Here is a 16,965-nt window from a genome sequence, read left to right as displayed (position 1 = left end):
GCAACCCAAAGCCATCGCGCGTGTTCTGCATTCCCTCCGTCACACCGTGACAAGCTGCTCACCGTCAGCTTCTTGTAATTCCTTCCAATTCCTTCCATCCGCTTTCTTCATACTATATAAATCCTTCAAGTATGCAGTTGGAATGCCGTAAACGGGACTATTAGAGCGCCATATCAAAAAGCGCCGCACGCAGACGCCACACGCCACTTCGCGCTGCGTTCGCAGCCTCTCATTTCGTCTAAGTACAGGATTAAGCATGTTGAACAAAGGCATCACGATCAAGGCGCGGATTGGCCTTACGATGGCTTTTCTCGCCGCGCTGCTGGTTGCCATTGGTGTTTTCGGTCTGTTCGGCATGAGCCGTTCGAACGACGCCTACAAGGACACTTTCACGAACGCCATGCCGAGCGCCGTCGATATCGGCAATGCCGAGCTGTTCGCCGCGCGTGAACGCCTCGCGCTGGATCGCGCCGCGTTCATGATCGGCACGCCGGACGTGGCGTCGACGCTGGAGCGTGCGCGCGCAATGCGCACCACCTCCGACATGTGGTGGAAAAAGTATATGGACCTGCCGCGCGACGCCAACGAAGACCGTCTCGCGCAGGACGTGGTCGCCAAACGCGACGCGTTGCATCAGCAACTGGACGCTTTTTCGGCGACCATCGCGGCCAACGACCAGGCGAAGGTGCTCGGCGGCGCCCAGCGTCTGCAAGCCTCGTACAACGACCTCGCCAACGCCGACGACGCGCTGCGCAAGGATCAGTTCACGTCGGCGCGCGAGGGTTATGACTCCGCGCAAGGCAGCTTCGAGACGTTCCGCCTCGTCAGCATCGGTGCGCTGGTGCTTGGCTTGGTCGCCGCCGCGTTCTCCTACCTGACGCTCAGCCGCGCGATCGCCCGGCCGCTCGGCGAAGCGCTCGGTCATTTCGACGCGATCGCCGGCGGCGATCTGCGCCGCCCGGTGATCGTCACGTCGCGCGACGAAATGGGGCAGTTGCTCGAAGGCATCGCGAAGATGCAGCGCAGCCTCACCGAAACGGTGCGTACGGTGAGGAGCGGCAGCGAATCGATCGCGACGGCGACCCGCCAGATCGCGGCCGGCAATATCGACCTGTCGTCGCGGACCGAAGAGCAGGCCTCGGCGCTGCAGGAAACCGCGTCGAGCATGGAAGAGCTGACCGGCACGGTCAAGCAGAACGCCGACAACGCCCGCCAGGCGAGCTCGCTCGCGGCCAATGCGTCGGAGATCGCCAACAAGGGCAGCGCGGTGGTCGGCCAGGTGGTCGGCACGATGGGCGACATCAATCAGAGCTCGGCGAAGATCGCCGACATCATCTCGATCATCGAAGGGATCGCGTTCCAGACCAACATCCTGGCCCTGAATGCGGCCGTGGAAGCGGCGCGGGCCGGTGAAGAAGGACGCGGCTTCGCGGTCGTGGCCGGCGAAGTGCGCAGCCTCGCGCAGCGCTCGTCGGCGGCGGCCAAGGAAATCAAGGAGCTGATCGACACCTCGGTCGAGCGCGTGCAGTCGGGCTCGGCGCTGGTGGACGAAGCGGGCCGCACGATGACCGAGATCATCGGCGCGGTGCAGCGCGTGACCGACATCATGGGCGAGATCGCCGCGGCGTCGGAAGAGCAGAGCAGCGGCATCGACCAGGTGGCGCGCGCCGTCACGCAGATGGACGAAGTGACGCAGCAGAATGCCGCGCTGGTGGAAGAGGCCGCGGCCGCTGCGTCGTCGCTCGAAGATCAGGCCGGCAAGCTGCGCACCGCCGTGTCCGTGTTCCAGGTCGACGAAAGCGCTTACAAGGCGCCGGTCAGCGCGCCGAAGCGGATGAGCGCGCCGGTGCGCTCGACGCCGGCGCGCAAGATCTCGCGTTCGGGGGCTTCGCCGGTGGCATCGCATTCGACGACGTCACAACCTGCCGCGCAAGCTACTGCGCAGCAGCCCGCGCACGCTGCGCCGCAAGCCGCCACGGCACCCAAGGCGGCCGCCGCGACACCCGTGCGCGCGCCCGCCAAAGCGATGGCGACGGCCAGCGCCGGCAGCGACCAGGATTGGGAAACTTTCTGATCGGACTCGATCCGGGTCGAGCCTCGCAACATTCATTCCCGGCGGTGCGTCAGATCGAAGCGCCGCGTCGTGGATGATCGCCACCCGTTGACCGAAAAACCGCGATTGCGCCAGCAGTCGCGGTTTTTTTCATGGTGGCCGCATCAAATCAGGTTCGCAATGGCGATCACGATGGCGCTCCCATTGCGCTCCCATTGCGACGCGATGACACCCCGACTGCAACCTGTGCCCTGGCGGACGCCATGATCCGGTACATTGACGGGCGGGCTCGGCCACGGCCACGCCGCGACGATAATGCCGCCGCGAATCGTCTGTCCGAACGGCAGGCGCGCCGCCGCTCACGGTCGCGGCGCCCGGCCTCCACCCATCTACCCGCACGCCGCCGTCAACCGCTTAACGAACCGCTCAACGCGCCAGCCCTAAAGGACCGACATGACGCAATACGATCTTGCGCAACGCCTCGTCGAAGCACGCCGGCAGCATCGGCTGATCGACACGCCCGCACCCGACAGCCTGCCGCCCGACGCGGCCACGGCCTATGCGATCCAGCAGGCGGTCATTGCGGGCCTCGGCGACTCGACCGGCGCGTGGAAGATCGGCGCAAAAGCGCCGGGCGGCCCCGGTGCGGGCGCGCCGATCCCGGCTTCGCTGGTGTTGCCGTCGCCGGCGCGGGCCGCGCGCGGCGCGTTCTTCCGCGTGCTGGTGGAACTGGAGATCGCGTTCCGTTTCGCCGAAGCGATCGAACCGCGCGGCCGCGCCTATGCGCGCGACGAAGTGCTGGCGAAAGTCGGCGTCGTGTTGCCCGCCATCGAGATCGTCGATAGCCGCTTCGCGGAGTGGCCGAATGTCGCGCCGCTCGCGCAACTGGCCGACGCCCAGAACAACGGCGCGCTGATCGCCGGTCACGCGGTGGCCTATGCGGGACTCGCGCGCGGCTTCGACTTCGTTTCGCCCGAACTGGCACTGAGCTTCAACGGCGACTCGCTGTTGCCCGAGGCCACCGGCAACCCGGCCGGCGACCCGCGCGAACTGCTGGTCTGGTTCGTCAACCATTGCGCCGCGATGGGCATCACCATCGAGCCGGACTGGACCATCACGACCGGCTCCTATGTCGGCGGCATCAAGCTGGCCGAACCGGGGCTCGTACGCGGGCGCATCGACGGTCTCGGGGACGTGGAGATTGAACTGACCTGAACGCGCGGCGGCTTGCCGCTCGTTGCGGCGATGTTTCACCTTTGCTGCTCATCCATCAGGCAGCGACGCGGGTGACATTTGCCCGTCACGTTCTCACCGGCGTGACAGAGCTTTAAACCAACGGCTGCCTGCGGGTGGCCGTTTTACATTTGTCGCATCTGTCGCGGCGGCTTTGCCGTATACACCTATGAAAGCCGTTGGCCGCGTCGCCGTCATCCAGTTATAGAGGCGTCGAGCAAGAGCAGCGGCTGACCCTGTTCACGACGCGGTTAATGCGAAACGCGCAAGGGTTCGCGCGCACAGCATGCATGACGCGCGACGCAAGATGGCGCGTTTGTCATGTAACGCGGAATGCGCGGAAAGCGCGGAACAAAATGGGCCACGCGATGACGAACAGCCTGACGATGTATCGTGCGATCACGCTGGCGGACCACATTCAGACCACAGCGGCACATGAACATGTAACAGGCAGCGTGCGTTGTAGACCGGATGCCGGTGTCGCGCGTTGTGGAAAAAAGGCAGACGCGGTTCGAGCGGTGTGTGGCAAACGTGCAGACTCTCCACGCTTTCGGCAACGAAGTGTGCGCATGCAGACAGGGCGTCCGATATCGCAGTGAGATCGTTCGATGTAACTGGACGAACGGTGCAATGACACGCTGACCGCGCACTGGGCAGCAGTGCCAGGTGAGCGGCCAAGTGAACGATGTAACACGAGCAGGCCAGTGTGAACGTCGACGGCCTGGTCACGAATCAGGCCGTAAAACAGGCAGCAAGCGTGCGCATCGATCGCTACGATGTGAGCGCAAGATTGTAGGTGGTGGAAAGTGTGTTTCCAAGTGAGGAATGTCGGGAGGCGAATGCGGCGCGATTTTCGCAACGTAGTTCGTGAAAAAAAATTTAAAAGGGTTTAGGATGAATTCGAGCGATGTCGTTTCCGAATAGCGCGCCGCGCACGACATCGGTCTAGACTTCGGCGAGGAGGTAGCATGGATATCTACAGCAGTTTCGCGACCCGCTTCGAGAAAACGCGAGAAGATGAACTCTCGCTCGAGGAGTATCTCGCGCTCTGCAAAGACAATCCCGCCGCGTACGCCACTGCTGGCGAACGCATGTTGACGGCAATCGGAGAACCGGAACAGATCGACACTCGCAACGATCCGCGCATGTCGCGAATCTTCGCGAACAAGGTCATCAAGGTATACCCCGCATTCCGCGAGTTTTACGGAATGGAAGAGGTGATCGAGCAGGTCGTCGCCTACTTCCGGCACTCGGCCCAGGGGCTCGAGGAAAAGAAACAGATTCTGTATTTGTTGGGTCCGGTCGGCGGTGGCAAATCGTCGATCGCGGAACGCCTGAAACAGCTCATGGAACGCGTGCCGTTCTATTCGATCAAGGGCTCGCCCGTCAACGAATCGCCCCTCGGTCTCTTCGACTATGAGGAAGACGGTCCGATCCTCGAAGAACAATATGGCATTCCACGCCGCTACCTGAAAAGCATTCTGAGTCCGTGGGCGGTGAAGCGCCTGCACGAATACAACGGCGACATCCGCAAGTTCAAGGTGGTGCGCCGCTACCCGTCGATCCTTCGCCAGATCGGTATCGCCAAGACCGAGCCGGGCGACGAAAACAACCAGGACATTTCGTCGCTGGTCGGCAAGGTCGACATCCGCAAGCTCGAACAGTACGCACAAGACGACGCGGACGCGTACAGCTACTCCGGTGGTTTGTGTCTCGCCAATCAGGGTCTGCTCGAGTTCGTCGAAATGTTCAAGGCGCCGATCAAGGTCTTGCACCCGTTGTTGACCGCTACCCAGGAAGGCAACTTCAAGGGCACGGAAGGGTTCGGCGCGATTCCGTTCGACGGCGTGATCCTCGCGCACTCGAACGAGTCCGAATGGAAGGCGTTCCGCAACAACCGCAACAACGAAGCACTGCTCGACCGCATCTTCGTCGTGAAGGTGCCGTACTGCCTGCGCTACGGTGAAGAGGTCAAGATTTACGAGAAGCTGCTGCGCAATTCGTCGCTGGCGAATGCGGTCTGCGCACCGGGCACGCTGAAGATGATGGCGCAGATGTCGGTGCTCACGCGCCTGCAGGAGCCGGAGAATTCGAGTCTGTTCTCGAAGATGCAGGTGTATGACGGCGAGAACCTGAAGGACACCGATCCGAAGGCCAAATCGTACCAGGAGTACCGCGATTTCGCGGGCGTGGACGAAGGCATGACCGGGGTGTCGACCCGCTTCGCGTTCAAGATCCTGTCGCGTGTCTTCAACTTCGATTCGACCGAAGTCGCGGCCAATCCGGTGCATCTGATGTACGTGCTCGAACAGCAGATCGAACGCGAGCAGTTCCCGCCGGAAACCGAGCAGAAGTATCTGTCGTTCATCAAAGACGTGCTCGCCTCGCGCTATGCCGAGTTTATCGGCAAGGAGATTCAGACCGCGTACCTGGAGTCGTATTCCGAGTACGGTCAGAACATCTTCGATCGTTATGTGACGTACGCGGACTTCTGGATTCAGGACCAGGAATTCCGCGACCACGACACCGGCGAGAGCTTCGATCGTGCGGCGTTGAACGCCGAGTTGGAGAAGATCGAGAAACCCGCGGGCATCAGCAACCCGAAGGACTTCCGCAACGAGATCGTGAACTTCGTGCTGCGCGCGCGTGCTGCGAATGCGGGGAAGAATCCCGCGTGGATCAGCTACGAGAAGCTGCGCGTCGTGATCGAAAAGAAGATGTTCTCGAACACGGAAGAGCTGTTGCCGGTGATCTCGTTCAACGCGAAAGGCTCGGCGGAAGAGCAACGCAAGCACGAAGACTTCGTCAATCGCATGGTGACGAAGGGCTATACGCCGAAGCAGGTGCGCTTGCTGTGTGACTGGTATCTGCGCGTGCGCAAGTCGTCATGACCTGCACCGCGTGCCGCCCGCGCGGTCCGACCGCGCGGACACCCTGCGAGGCGCAAGCTGCATGGACATAGCGTTGCATCAGGCAGCGTGCGTCTCGCGCACCGGAAATAAGTGCGGCGTGTGGGGGTAGGGCATGGGCGCCACCAGGCGCCGATGCCGGCCGACATGCTCTGCATGGGGGCCAGGTCAGCACTCAGGCGCTAACCTGGACCGACAAGGGAGACCGGGCGTGCTTCATCAAATTATCGACCGCAGGTTAGCTGGCAAAAACAAGAGCATTGCGAATCGCGAGCGGTTTTTGCGTCGCGTCAAGAACTACATTCGTCGCGCCGTTTCGGAAGCGGTGCGCGACCGCAGCATCAAAGACATTCAGAACACCCAGAGCATCACGATCCCACGCAAGGACATTGCTGAGCCGTCGTTCCGGCACGGTCCCGGCGGCAAGCGGGAGATGGTGCACCCGGGCAACGCCGACTACATTCGCGGCGACAAGATCCAGCGCCCCCAGGGCGGCGGCGGTGGAGGCGGCGGTAATCAGGCCAGCAACGAAGGCGACGGGCAGGACGACTTCGTGTTCGAGCTGAGCCGCGAAGAATTCATGCAGTATTTCTTCGACGATCTCGAACTGCCGCGACTCGTCAAAACGCATCTGATGGCCGTGCCGACGTGGAAAAGCATCCGCGCGGGCTGGGCCGCGGAAGGCACGCCGAACAATATCGACGTGGTCCGTTCGCTGCGCAGCGCGCTCGGCCGCCGCATCGCGCTCGGGGCGCCGCTCGTCAACCAGTTGCACGAGATGGAACGGCAACTGGAAGTCATGAAGGCCGACCCCGACGACCGCCGCGAAGAGATCAAACTGCTCGAGGAGGAGATCCATCATTTGCGCGGGCGCATCTGGCGGATTCCGTTTATCGATCCGTTCGATCTGCGCTATGTGAATCGCGTGAAGCAGCCCACGCCGTCCAGCCAGGCCGTGATGTTCTGTCTGATGGATGTCTCCGGTTCCATGGACGAGCAGCGCAAGGACCTCGCCAAGCGCTTTTTCATTCTGCTGTATCTGTTCCTCAAGCGGAACTACGAGAAGATCGAAGTCGTCTTCATTCGCCACCACACGCGCGCCGAAGAGGTCGACGAAGACACGTTCTTCCATTCGACCGAAAGCGGCGGCACCGTGGTGTCGAGCGCGCTGGAGCTGATGCAGAAGGTGATGGATGAGCGCTACTCGCCGACTGAATGGAATATTTACGGCGCCCAGGCGTCGGACGGCGACAACTGGACCGACGACTCGCCGAAGTGCCGCAAGATACTCTCGGATGACATCCTGGAGAAGGTGCGCTATTTTGCGTATATTCAGGTAACGCCCGAAGAGCAGAATCTGTGGCTCGAATATGCGCAACTGGCGTTGAGCCAACCGCATATGGCAATGAAAAAGGTCGAGACCGCGGCTGATATCTATCCGGTGTTTCGTGAACTGTTTGAAAAGCAGGTTGCGTCGTCATGACGTCGAAGCACCTGCACAACGAAGCGCGCGGCTATCCGCCGGAGCGCGGGAAAGGCGTGCCGCAGCAGCAACAGTCGGGGCATGCCGAGGCAACAGCGCGGCCGCCGGGCTCCGCTACTGCCGGAGCAGCAGTCGACACCGCTGCAGCACGGGGACACACCGGAACGCCCACTGAGGGGCAAAGGGAAGTCCGTATGAACGTAGCCGATAGACGGCCTCTGCCGTGCCCGTCCGACTGGACCTTCGAATTGATCGAAGAGTACGACTCGCATATTGCCCGTGTTGCAGAGCAATATGAGCTCGACGTGTATCCGATCCAGCTCGAACTCATCAGCGCCGAACAGATGATGGACGCTTACGCGTCCGTCGGTATGCCGGTGAACTACCGTCACTGGTCGTTCGGCAAACACTTTCTCTCGACCGAAAAAAGCTACCGTCGCGGGCAGATGGGGCTCGCGTACGAGATCGTCATCAATTCGAACCCTTGCATCGCCTACCTGATGGAAGAGAACACGATGACGATGCAGGCGCTCGTCATCGCGCATGCGGCCTATGGACACAACTCGTTCTTCAAGGGCAACTACCTGTTCAGGTTGTGGACGGATGCGCATGCCATCATCGACTACCTCGTCTACGCGAAGAATTACATCGCCGAGTGCGAGGAGCGCTTTGGTCTCGACCGGGTCGAGGAGTTGCTCGACTCGTGCCATGCGTTGATGAATTACGGCGTGGACCGTTACAAACGTCCGCAGAAGCTGTCGCTCGAAAAGGAATTCGCGGCGCGCCGCGAACGCGAGGCATATTTGCAGTCGCAGGTCAATGAACTGTGGCGTACCTTGCCGACCCGGCATACGCCGTTGCCGGAGGAAATCGAGGAGCGCTATCCGCCCGAGCCGCAGGAAAACCTGCTGTATTTCGCGGAGAAGAATGCACCGCTGCTGGAGCCGTGGGAGCGGGAGGTGATCCGTATCGTGCGCAAGGTGGGCCAGTATTTCTACCCGCAACGGCAGACCCAGGTCATGAACGAAGGCTGGGCGACGTTCTGGCACTACACGCTGCTCAACACCATGTACGCGCAAGGCAAGCTGGAAGACGGCTTCATGATGGAGTTTCTCCATTCGCACAGCAACGTGGTCTACCAGCCGCCCGTCACGAAGCAGTATTACAGCGGCATCAACCCGTACGCGCTCGGTTTTTCGATGATGAGCGACATTCGCCGCATCTGCGAAGCGCCCACCGAAGAAGACCGCCGCTGGTTTCCCGAGCTCGCCGGCAGTCCGTGGCTGCCTGCCATGCACTACGCGATGCGCAACTTCAAGGACGAGAGTTTCGTCGCACAGTATCTGTCGCCCCATCTGATCCGGGAAATGCGCCTGTTCTCGGTGCTCGACGACGACATGCGCGATTCCCTCGAAGTCTCGGCGATTCACGACGACAGCGGTTACCAGTACGTGCGTCAGGCGTTGTCGCGGCAGTACGACATGCACCACCGGGAGCCGAATATTCAGGTGTGGGCGGTCAATACGCGCGGCGACCGGAGTTTGACGCTGCGGCACTTCATGAGCGACAACCGGCATCTGTCGGGGGACAGCGAGGAAGTGCTCAAGCACATGGCGCGGCTGTGGCAATTCGACGTCTATCTGGAGAGCGTCGACGAGAACGGCACGGTGCGCAAGCGCTATGAGTGCCGGTATGTGCCGCCGGCGGTGCGGGTTTGATGATTTGCGCCGTAGAGGGTTGTTGAAGACAAAGCCAGCTTTCGAGCTGGCTTTGTTTTTGGAGAGGGACGACACAGCAGGCAGGCATTTCTAACCTGACAAAATCCCATCTTCGCCTTGCATTTCTGTAAAATTCGCGCACGCACGCGATGAGCCCCTCGCCACGCGCGCGTTGAAGGCGGCGCGACGACCGCCACTTCCGCTTACAGACAAGGAAAGACAACAGCATGACCGACCTGACAGACCACACCGTCGCCTCGGCGCACGACACGCGTCGCCGCATCCTCGCGATCGTCGGCGCTTCATCGGGCAATCTCGTCGAGTGGTTCGACTTTTACGTGTACTCGTTCTGCGCGCTGTACTTCGCGCCGGCGTTCTTTCCGAGCGGCAATACCACCACCCAGCTGCTCAATACGGCGGGGGTGTTCGCCGCGGGCTTCCTGATGCGGCCGATCGGCGGCTGGTTTTTCGGCCGCCTCGCCGACAAGCACGGCCGCCGCACCGCCATGATGGTGTCGGTGTTCATGATGTGCGGCGGCTCGCTGGTGATCGCCGTGCTGCCCACCTATGCGCAGATCGGCGCATTGGCGCCGGCCTTGCTGCTGGTCGCGCGACTGTTCCAGGGCTTGTCGGTGGGCGGCGAGTACGGCACCAGCGCCACTTATATGAGCGAGGTCGCGCTGAAAGGCCGGCGCGGGTTCTTCGCGTCGTTCCAGTACGTCACCCTGATCGGCGGCCAGTTGTGCGCGCTGCTGGTGCTGGTGATCCTGCAGCAAACGCTGTCCACCGACGAGCTGAAGGCGTGGGGCTGGCGCGTGCCGTTCGTAATCGGCGCACTGGCGGCGCTGGTCGCGCTGTACCTGCGTAAATCGCTCGAGGAAACCACCACCGCCGCCACCCGGCAACGCAAGGAGGCCGGCACGCTGCGCGGCTTGTGGCTGCACAAGGGGGCATTCCTGACGGTGCTCGGCTTTACGGCCGGCGGCTCGCTGATCTTCTACACGTTCACCACCTACATGCAGAAGTATCTGGTCAACACGGCCGGCATGCACGCAAAGACCGCCAGCAATGTGATGACCGCGGCACTGTTCGTCTACATGTTGATGCAGCCCGCGTTCGGCGCCTTGTCGGATCGGATCGGCCGGCGTCGTTCCATGCTGTTCTTCGGCTTCTTCGCGACCATCGGCACGGTGCCGCTGCTGCATGCGCTGAAAGACGTGACGAGCCCGTACGCGGCCTTCGGCCTGGTGGTGGTGGCGCTGGCGATCGTCAGCTTCTATACGTCGATCAGCGGGCTGATCAAGGCCGAGATGTTCCCGCCGGAAGTGCGCGCGCTCGGTGTCGGGTTGTCGTACGCGGTCGCCAATGCGATCTTCGGCGGTTCGGCGGAATATGTGGCGCTGTGGCTGAAGTCGATCGGCAGCGAGACGGCGTTCTTCTGGTACGTCACCGCGTTGTGCGCGATCGCGGGGATTGTCTCGCTGCGTATGCGCGATCCGTCGAAAGAGGGATATTTGCGGCACGAACCGTGAACCTCGCGTAGCGGAGCATGCTCAGGCCACCACGATATCGGTGCCCAACGCATGCAGCAGATCGCGCAGCGCCTCGGCCTGCGCCATTTTCGCGCCGCTGCGCAAATGAATCTGCAGCGCGCGCCCCGCGATGCCGTCGACGGGGTGCGCGAGCCACAACTCCACGGCGAGTCCCAATCCTTCCGGCTGATTGACGACGACCGGCTCGATCACACGCGGCTTGAAACAGGCACTGTCGGACATGGCGGATCACCTCGGCTGATGATGATGGTTCGGGTTCATCGTAATCAACCCGGCACGCCACTCAAAGCAACAAATACGCGTTTGCTAAGCAGAGGATGCTTAGCAGAAAACGCGCTGACTGCGCGCGCGTCGCCGCCGTGAAGAACCGGCGCGCACCGGTCGCACGGCGCGGGGCCTCGCGGGTCGGTGCGCGCTAGCTTGCGCCACGCCCGCCATTCACATTCAATGTCACACCGGTTCGGACCGGTCCGCGACGAGTTCGGAAACGAGCTCCTTCACCGCGGCCACCGGTTCGGCGGCAACAGCAGGCGCAGCCGCTACCGCAGCGACCGCGGCCGCTGCGACTGCCTGCGGCCGCAGGCTGAACCCCGCGCGCGCGAGCATCACGAGATGGTAGTAAAACCGCTTGCTGAGCCCATACCGGTAAGCAAACAGATGACCGAACAGAATCCTCAGCCCGGCCCGCGCCTCGCGATTGCGCGCGTGCACCGAGACCACGATCGGCGCGAGACGGCGCAGCGCCAGCCGGCGTGACGGCTCCAGCGACGCGGGCAAGGACAGCGCCTTGACGTACGCATACGCGCTCACCGTCGCGGCGATCGCCGTGCCGCGCGTGCTATGCGAGATCGACGTCGCCGTCTTGCGATACACCGACACGTAGTCGTGCAGGTAAAACACCTCGCGCGCCGCGAGGCACAACTCGGCGCCGAATACGAAATCGCAGCACATGCCATGCTGTTCCGAATAACCGATGCGCTTCACGAGTTGCGCGTCGGCCATCCAGCCGTTGTTCGGGAACATCTGGATCAGACCGGTTCTGCCGGGTAAGGGCTGCAGGCCTTCGGCATCGCGGGTGCGGCGGAAATCGACGTTCAATTGCCGGCTGGCGTCGAAGTCGATCGCGCCCGCGTGATCGGCTTCGTATTGGTCGCCGAACGCCGCGTCGAGTCGCGGATGCTGCTTCCACAAGGACACGAGTTTCTCGACGCCGTCCGTGGTGAGCAGGTCGTCGTCGTGGATCAGCAGGATCTTGTCGCCCGTCGCGCGCTCGAACAGACTCGCCACGTTGCGCGCCTGGCCGAGCGGCGGCCGGTTCAGCGTATAGCGCACCCGCGGCTCGTCGCGATAACGCGCCTCGATCAGTTGCTGGGCGCGTGTGTCGGGTGAGTCGTCGCCAATCACGATTTCCAGATTGCCGTAGCTTTGCGCGAGGCATGAATCGATGCACTGCACCACCAGTTCAGGTCGGTGACAGGTAGGCAGGCAGACGGACACTAGGGGAACAGGGGAGCTTGATGAGATGGACATGATGGACGTCGCCGTTGTTATTCAGTAGGGGGCGGCAGCCGATTCGCCTGGCGCGCTCAGCGTTGCTGGCAGCAAAATAGTCCATCACGGCGAAAAAATAATCGGTAAAAATCAGGAAGAAATGTTTGGCTTATGAAAGCGCGTGTTAGGGAAAAATTCATGCGGCTTTGCCGCCAAAATGCAGCAAAGCCGCCCGCAGCTTGATGCTCGATATTTCAACTCACTGACGGCTCGCCCTCGCCGGGTTTTTTCCCCGGACGGTCGGCCGGCGACTGATCGCGATCCTGATCGCCGCGCTCGGGGAGCTTGCTTTTCTCGTTATCGCTATGCACGGCCGGTTGCGGATGCTCGATATCGGCCGGTTTGTCGTTGGCGTGCTCCTGGGTTGCACTCATGGCTCTCTCCTGGTTGGAAAACATCTTCCGTGAAGCAAGGCGCAGACCCGGCGCGGCCATTGTGCGGTTTCAAGCGCCAGGCGCGTAGCACCGGCACGCGTTTTCTGGGTGCGAACTGATTCGGTAACCGTATAAGGTGCGGTGCATCAAACGGCGCCGGAAAGCGGCTGCAGCGACCGACAAAAAGCCTTGACCGTCGACGGCATAAAGCGCACCGTGAGGAAGTTCGACCCGCCCGAGGAACACAACATGAAACTCAACTTCCCGAATCCGAGTCGCAGCTATGACGCGAGCCATCATTGCGTCAATTTCTGGGGATACGACAACGCGCGCGAGATCGCCTTCGCGGTCAACGATTCTGTGATTTCAAATCTGAGTCCCGAAGCCGGTTCCGACGAACGGGCTGTGTTGGCGGCCTTCGATCTGCATCGCGAGCAGATCCTGATGCTGGCGCGCGGTGTGTATGTCGCCGGTCCGCAAACGCGCTACACGATTGCCTGACCGACTGAACGAGCCGGCAAGCGGGCGCTAACGCGCGGCGCGCAACGCCCGGTGTGGGCTGGCGGACTCGCCAGGCACCGACTCGCCACATTCCGACCACGCTCAACCACGCACGATCACAGTCACCCCGCCGGCTCCCGCGTCGCACCGCCCGTCAGCGACACCACGAAGTCGAAGAACGCCCGCACCTTGGCGGGCGGATGGTGGCGCGAAGGATAAAGCGCATACAGCGGGTAAAGCTCGTCGCTCCAATCGGGAAACAGCTCGACGAGCTTGCCGCTGGATAGCAGCGGTTCCGCGCCGAGCGCCAGAATCTGCGCAATCCCCTGGCCCGCCGCGCAAGCGCTATGCAGGGTGCCGACGTCGTTGACCGTCAGCGGACCTTGCGGTGTCAGCATCACCTTCTTGCGCCCGCGATGAAATGCCCAGCTGAACGGATAACCCGTCAACGGGTCACGGAATTTGATGCAGACATGCCGGCCGCTCTCGAGGTCGGTGGGCGTAGCCGGATGCCCGTGTTTCTTCAGATACGACGGCGCGGCCACCGTCAGGATCCGCGTATCCAGCAGCTTGCGCGCAATCAGCGACGACACCGGCGGAGCGCCGAAACGGATCGCGATGTCGAAACCGTCGCCGACCATATCGCCTAATTGGTCACGCGTGATCAACTCGAGCTGCAGGTCGGGATGTTTGTCGATGAAACCGCCTAGCCGGGCGCCCAGCACCAGCCGCGAGAAGAACGGATCGGTGTTGACGCGCAGCCGGCCGCGCACCGCCGTCGCGCCTTGCGCCGCCGAGGACGCCGCTTCTTCGAGGCCGCCCAGCAGCGGCACGATCTGTTCATAAAAGCGCCGGCCCTCGTCGGTCAGCGTGACCGAACGGGTGGTGCGGTCGAACAACCGGATTCCGAGCCGCGCTTCGAGCCGCGCGACCGATCGGCTCACTCCGGATTGCGACATGTCGAGTGCCTCGCCCGCCGCCGCAAAACTGCCGCAATCGACGATCGCCGTCAACACGCCCATGCCGTTCAGCATGCGCTCGTCAAATGGCATCTGTTATTCCTTTCTTATGCATTAATGCACGACATGCTAACGCGAAAATCTGTTTGAATTCACGCGACGGCGCGTGCAAAGGCCGCCCAGCAAGGCCGATCGATGATGTCTTGTCATGACTGGAATGACAGCGAAGCTATCGCGTCAATCGCGCGCCAGGCGTTAACCTTGGCGAACCCGCTCGAATGACGAAGACATGCGATTCTCGTCATGCACAGGGCATATTCAAGCCGAATAACGGAGAACGCGTCATGTCGAGAATTTTTATTACCGGTTCCGCCGACGGCCTCGGTCAAATGGCTGCGCGACGGCTTGTCGACGCTGGACACGAGGTGGTTTTGCACGCCCGCAACGCCGCGCGCGCGGACGAAGCATTGAAAGCCGTGCCGCAAGCGGAGCGCGCGTTGGCCGGCGATCTGTCGAGTCTGGCTGAAACGATCGCGCTCGCGGAGCAGGTAAACCGGCTGGGCCGCTTCGACGCGATCATCCACAACGCGGCGGTCGGTTATCAGGAGCCGCACCGGATTGCCACGGTCGACGGCTTGCCGCACGTGTTCGCGGTCAATACGCTGGCGCCGTATGTGCTGACCGCGCTGATCGAGAAGCCACGGCGGCTCGTCTATCTCAGCTCGGGCCTGCATCGCAGCGGCGACCCGAGTCTCGCCGATCTGGCCTGGGAGCGTCGGTCATGGCAGGGCACGGCCGCGTATTCGGATTCGAAACTGCACGACGCGTTGCTGGCGTTCGCGATGGCGCGTCGCTGGCCGCAGGTGTTGTCGAATGCGCTGGAGCCCGGCTGGGTCGCGACGAAAATGGGCGGCCCGGGTGCGCCGGACGATCTGACGGCCGCGCCCACCACGCAGGTGTGGCTGGCCGTCAGCGACGAACCGGCGGCTACGGTCAGCGGCGCGTACTTCTATCACATGCAGCCGCGCGACACGCATCCGGCGGTACGGGACGTCGCGGTGCAGGAGCGTCTGATCGAAGCGTGCACGGGGTTTTCCGGCATCCGTTTGCCGGATTGAGGGCGGCTAGCGCGTTTAACGTCCCGCGTCGTTCAACGTCCCGCGCCGTGCGTGGCCGGCGCGCGCACTTTGGGTTGCGCCGGCGCGACGTCGAGCTGACGAACGATCCACGCGGACACCAGCGTGATCACGCCCACGCACGCGAAACTGAGGCGAAAGCCGAGCGCCGCCGAGCCCCATTGCGCGGAAAACAGATTCACGAGACCGCCGCCGATCGACACGCCCAGTCCGATCGCGAGCATCTGCACCATCGAAAACAGGCTGTTGCCGCTGCCCGCATCTTCATGCGAAAGGTCCTTGAGCGTGACGCTGTTCATCGCCGCGAACTGCATGGAATTGGCCGCGCCGAACACCGCGAGGATCGCGATTTCGATGGCGAGCGGCGTGCCGCGCGTGATCAGTGCAAACGCAACGATCGACGAACCGACGATCAGCGTATTGACCAGCAAAAACGTGTCGTAGCCGTAGCGGCGGATCAGCGGCGCGATCCAGCGTTTGGCGACGGTGCCGGCGAGCGCGGCGGGCAGCATCATCAGACCGGAGTGCAGCGGCGAATAGCCGAGTTGCAATTGCAGCAGCAAGGGCACCAGAAACGGCACGGCGCTGGAGCCGATGCGGCACACCAGATTGCCGATCAGACCGACGCTGAAATTCGGCTCGCTGAACAGCGCCAGTTTGAACAACGGGTTGCGGCGGCGCCGCGCGTACGGAATATAGGCGAGGGCGCTCACGACGGCGAGCACGAACAGCCCCGCGGCCCAGGCCGCCCGATGCGTGGAGAACGGCGCTTCGATCGACAGCGAAAACGCGATCATGCACAGCGACAGCAGCCCGCAGCCCACGAAGTCGAACGGCGGCGCCTGGGTCTCGCCGTGCGCCGGCAGAAAGCGCTGCACCGCGTAAAGTCCGACCGCGCCGATCGGCACGTTGATCAGAAAGATCCAGTGCCACGTCATGTCCTGCACGAACCAGCCGCCGAGCGTCGGCCCGGCGATCGGCCCCAGTTGGCCCGCGACCGAAATAAACGCGAGCGCCGACACGTACTGCTCGCCCGACACGCTGCGCAATACCGCGAGCCGGCCGATCGGCAGCAGCATCGAACCGCCGATGCCTTGCAGCACCCGCGCGATCACCAGCTGGCCGAGCGTATGCGCGCTTGCGCAGCAGATCGAACCGAGCACGAAGATCAGGATCGCCACGAAGTAGACGCGACGGGTGCCGAAGCGGTCGGCGAGCCAGCCCGACGCGGGCGTGAGCATCGCCATGGTCAGCGTGTAGGCGATGATGATCGGCTGCATGGCGAGCGGGGCGACGTGCAGGCTGGTGGCGATCGAGGGCAACGCGGTGTTGACGATCGTCGTGTCGAGCGACTGCATGAAAAAGCCGGCGGCGACGATCCACAGCAACGCGGTTTGGGCGGAATCCTTGGTCATTTTTACGGGGCGGCGGGGCGGGCGGCCAGGCGCCCGGACTCGGGGCAAGTCATTGGGGGAGTGCAGTCATGATATTGACA

At 62.6% G+C, this 16,965-nt stretch carries 13 protein-coding genes; 8 read left to right on the top strand and 5 right to left on the bottom strand.

Annotated elements, in window-relative coordinates; translation table 11 throughout:
• The first annotated feature begins 256 nt into the window (after window positions 1–256).
• The 6 genes from BX591_RS00940 to BX591_RS00910 all read left to right on the top strand — a co-directional run bounded on the left by BX591_RS00940 (window position 257) and on the right by BX591_RS00910 (window position 10,928).
• A complete protein-coding gene (locus BX591_RS00940; protein WP_111928884.1) occupies window positions 257–2,074 on the top strand; it encodes a methyl-accepting chemotaxis protein in 1,818 nt (605 codons plus the stop codon).
• Window positions 2,075–2,506: 432 nt separating this feature from the next.
• Window positions 2,507–3,268 carry a hydratase gene (locus tag BX591_RS00935; RefSeq protein WP_111928883.1) on the top strand — a complete coding sequence of 254 codons (762 nt, stop codon included), beginning with the start codon at window positions 2,507–2,509 and terminating at the stop codon, window positions 3,266–3,268.
• 986 nt (window positions 3,269–4,254) lie between these two features.
• Window positions 4,255–6,177 carry a PrkA family serine protein kinase gene (locus BX591_RS00925; RefSeq protein ID WP_111928881.1) on the top strand — a complete coding sequence of 641 codons (1,923 nt, stop codon included), beginning with the start codon at window positions 4,255–4,257 and terminating at the stop codon, window positions 6,175–6,177.
• A 229-nt stretch (window positions 6,178–6,406) separates the two neighbouring features.
• Entirely contained in the window at window positions 6,407–7,678 is a 1,272-nt protein-coding gene (locus BX591_RS00920; RefSeq protein WP_111928880.1) for a YeaH/YhbH family protein, read from the top strand.
• On the top strand, window positions 7,675–9,396 hold the full coding sequence (locus tag BX591_RS00915; RefSeq protein ID WP_111928879.1) for a SpoVR family protein: 1,722 nt from the start codon (window positions 7,675–7,677) through the stop codon (window positions 9,394–9,396). The genes BX591_RS00920 and BX591_RS00915 overlap by 4 nt, the downstream gene beginning before the upstream one ends.
• A 227-nt stretch (window positions 9,397–9,623) precedes the next feature.
• Complete coding sequence (locus tag BX591_RS00910) at window positions 9,624–10,928, top strand: MFS family transporter (RefSeq protein ID WP_111928878.1); 1,305 nt, start codon at window positions 9,624–9,626, stop codon at window positions 10,926–10,928.
• A gap of 21 nt (window positions 10,929–10,949) precedes the next feature.
• Here the strand turns inward: BX591_RS00910 and BX591_RS00905 are convergent, their stop codons facing one another.
• From BX591_RS00905 to BX591_RS00895, 3 genes are all read right to left on the bottom strand, one after another.
• Window positions 10,950–11,171: a hypothetical protein gene (locus tag BX591_RS00905; protein ID WP_111928877.1), complete on the bottom strand. Its 222-nt coding sequence runs from the start codon at window positions 11,169–11,171 to the stop codon at window positions 10,950–10,952.
• Between the two features lie 228 nt (window positions 11,172–11,399).
• Window positions 11,400–12,479, bottom strand: a complete 1,080-nt coding sequence (locus BX591_RS00900) for a glycosyltransferase family 2 protein (protein WP_111928876.1) — start codon at window positions 12,477–12,479, stop codon at window positions 11,400–11,402.
• 215 nt (window positions 12,480–12,694) lie between these two features.
• Entirely contained in the window at window positions 12,695–12,874 is a 180-nt protein-coding gene (locus BX591_RS00895) for a hypothetical protein (protein WP_105510737.1), read from the bottom strand.
• A gap of 249 nt (window positions 12,875–13,123) precedes the next feature.
• Between BX591_RS00895 and BX591_RS00890 the strand changes: the two genes are divergently transcribed.
• Window positions 13,124–13,375 carry a DUF1488 family protein gene (locus BX591_RS00890; RefSeq protein WP_111929336.1) on the top strand — a complete coding sequence of 84 codons (252 nt, stop codon included), beginning with the start codon at window positions 13,124–13,126 and terminating at the stop codon, window positions 13,373–13,375.
• A 122-nt stretch (window positions 13,376–13,497) separates the two neighbouring features.
• Here the strand turns inward: BX591_RS00890 and BX591_RS00885 are convergent, their stop codons facing one another.
• Window positions 13,498–14,427 carry a LysR family transcriptional regulator gene (locus BX591_RS00885; RefSeq protein WP_111928875.1) on the bottom strand — a complete coding sequence of 310 codons (930 nt, stop codon included), beginning with the start codon at window positions 14,425–14,427 and terminating at the stop codon, window positions 13,498–13,500.
• Between the two features lie 251 nt (window positions 14,428–14,678).
• On the opposite strand from BX591_RS00885, the gene BX591_RS00880 reads away from it, so the two are divergent.
• Entirely contained in the window at window positions 14,679–15,452 is a 774-nt protein-coding gene (locus BX591_RS00880) for an SDR family NAD(P)-dependent oxidoreductase (protein ID WP_111928874.1), read from the top strand.
• A gap of 32 nt (window positions 15,453–15,484) precedes the next feature.
• Here the strand turns inward: BX591_RS00880 and BX591_RS00875 are convergent, their stop codons facing one another.
• Entirely contained in the window at window positions 15,485–16,885 is a 1,401-nt protein-coding gene (locus BX591_RS00875; RefSeq protein WP_111928873.1) for a DHA2 family efflux MFS transporter permease subunit, read from the bottom strand.
• Window positions 16,886–16,965: the final 80 nt, after the last annotated feature.

The sequence above is a fragment of the Paraburkholderia bryophila genome (assembly GCF_003269035.1).
Taxonomy (GTDB): Bacteria; Pseudomonadota; Gammaproteobacteria; order Burkholderiales; family Burkholderiaceae; genus Paraburkholderia; species Paraburkholderia bryophila.
The sequence above is the reverse complement of the archived record's forward strand: the minus strand, read 5'-3'. Positions and strand labels throughout refer to the sequence as shown.

Bases quoted from the DNA above. Each gene is read 5' to 3' on its own strand.
- BX591_RS00940 (WP_111928884.1), top strand. From the start codon at position 257: ATGTTGAACAAAGGCATCACGATCAAGGCGCGGATTGGCCTTACGATG.
- BX591_RS00935 (WP_111928883.1), top strand. From the start codon at position 2,507: ATGACGCAATACGATCTTGCGCAACGCCTCGTCGAAGCACGCCGGCAG.
- BX591_RS00925 (WP_111928881.1), top strand. From the start codon at position 4,255: ATGGATATCTACAGCAGTTTCGCGACCCGCTTCGAGAAAACGCGAGAA.
- BX591_RS00915 (WP_111928879.1), top strand. From the start codon at position 7,675: ATGACGTCGAAGCACCTGCACAACGAAGCGCGCGGCTATCCGCCGGAG.
- BX591_RS00910 (WP_111928878.1), top strand. From the start codon at position 9,624: ATGACCGACCTGACAGACCACACCGTCGCCTCGGCGCACGACACGCGT.
- BX591_RS00905 (WP_111928877.1), bottom strand. From the start codon at position 11,171: ATGTCCGACAGTGCCTGTTTCAAGCCGCGTGTGATCGAGCCGGTCGTC.
- BX591_RS00900 (WP_111928876.1), bottom strand. From the start codon at position 12,479: ATGTCCATCTCATCAAGCTCCCCTGTTCCCCTAGTGTCCGTCTGCCTG.
- BX591_RS00895 (WP_105510737.1), bottom strand. From the start codon at position 12,874: ATGAGTGCAACCCAGGAGCACGCCAACGACAAACCGGCCGATATCGAG.
- BX591_RS00890 (WP_111929336.1), top strand. From the start codon at position 13,124: ATGAAACTCAACTTCCCGAATCCGAGTCGCAGCTATGACGCGAGCCAT.
- BX591_RS00885 (WP_111928875.1), bottom strand. From the start codon at position 14,427: ATGCCATTTGACGAGCGCATGCTGAACGGCATGGGCGTGTTGACGGCG.
- BX591_RS00880 (WP_111928874.1), top strand. From the start codon at position 14,679: ATGTCGAGAATTTTTATTACCGGTTCCGCCGACGGCCTCGGTCAAATG.
- BX591_RS00875 (WP_111928873.1), bottom strand. From the start codon at position 16,885: ATGACCAAGGATTCCGCCCAAACCGCGTTGCTGTGGATCGTCGCCGCC.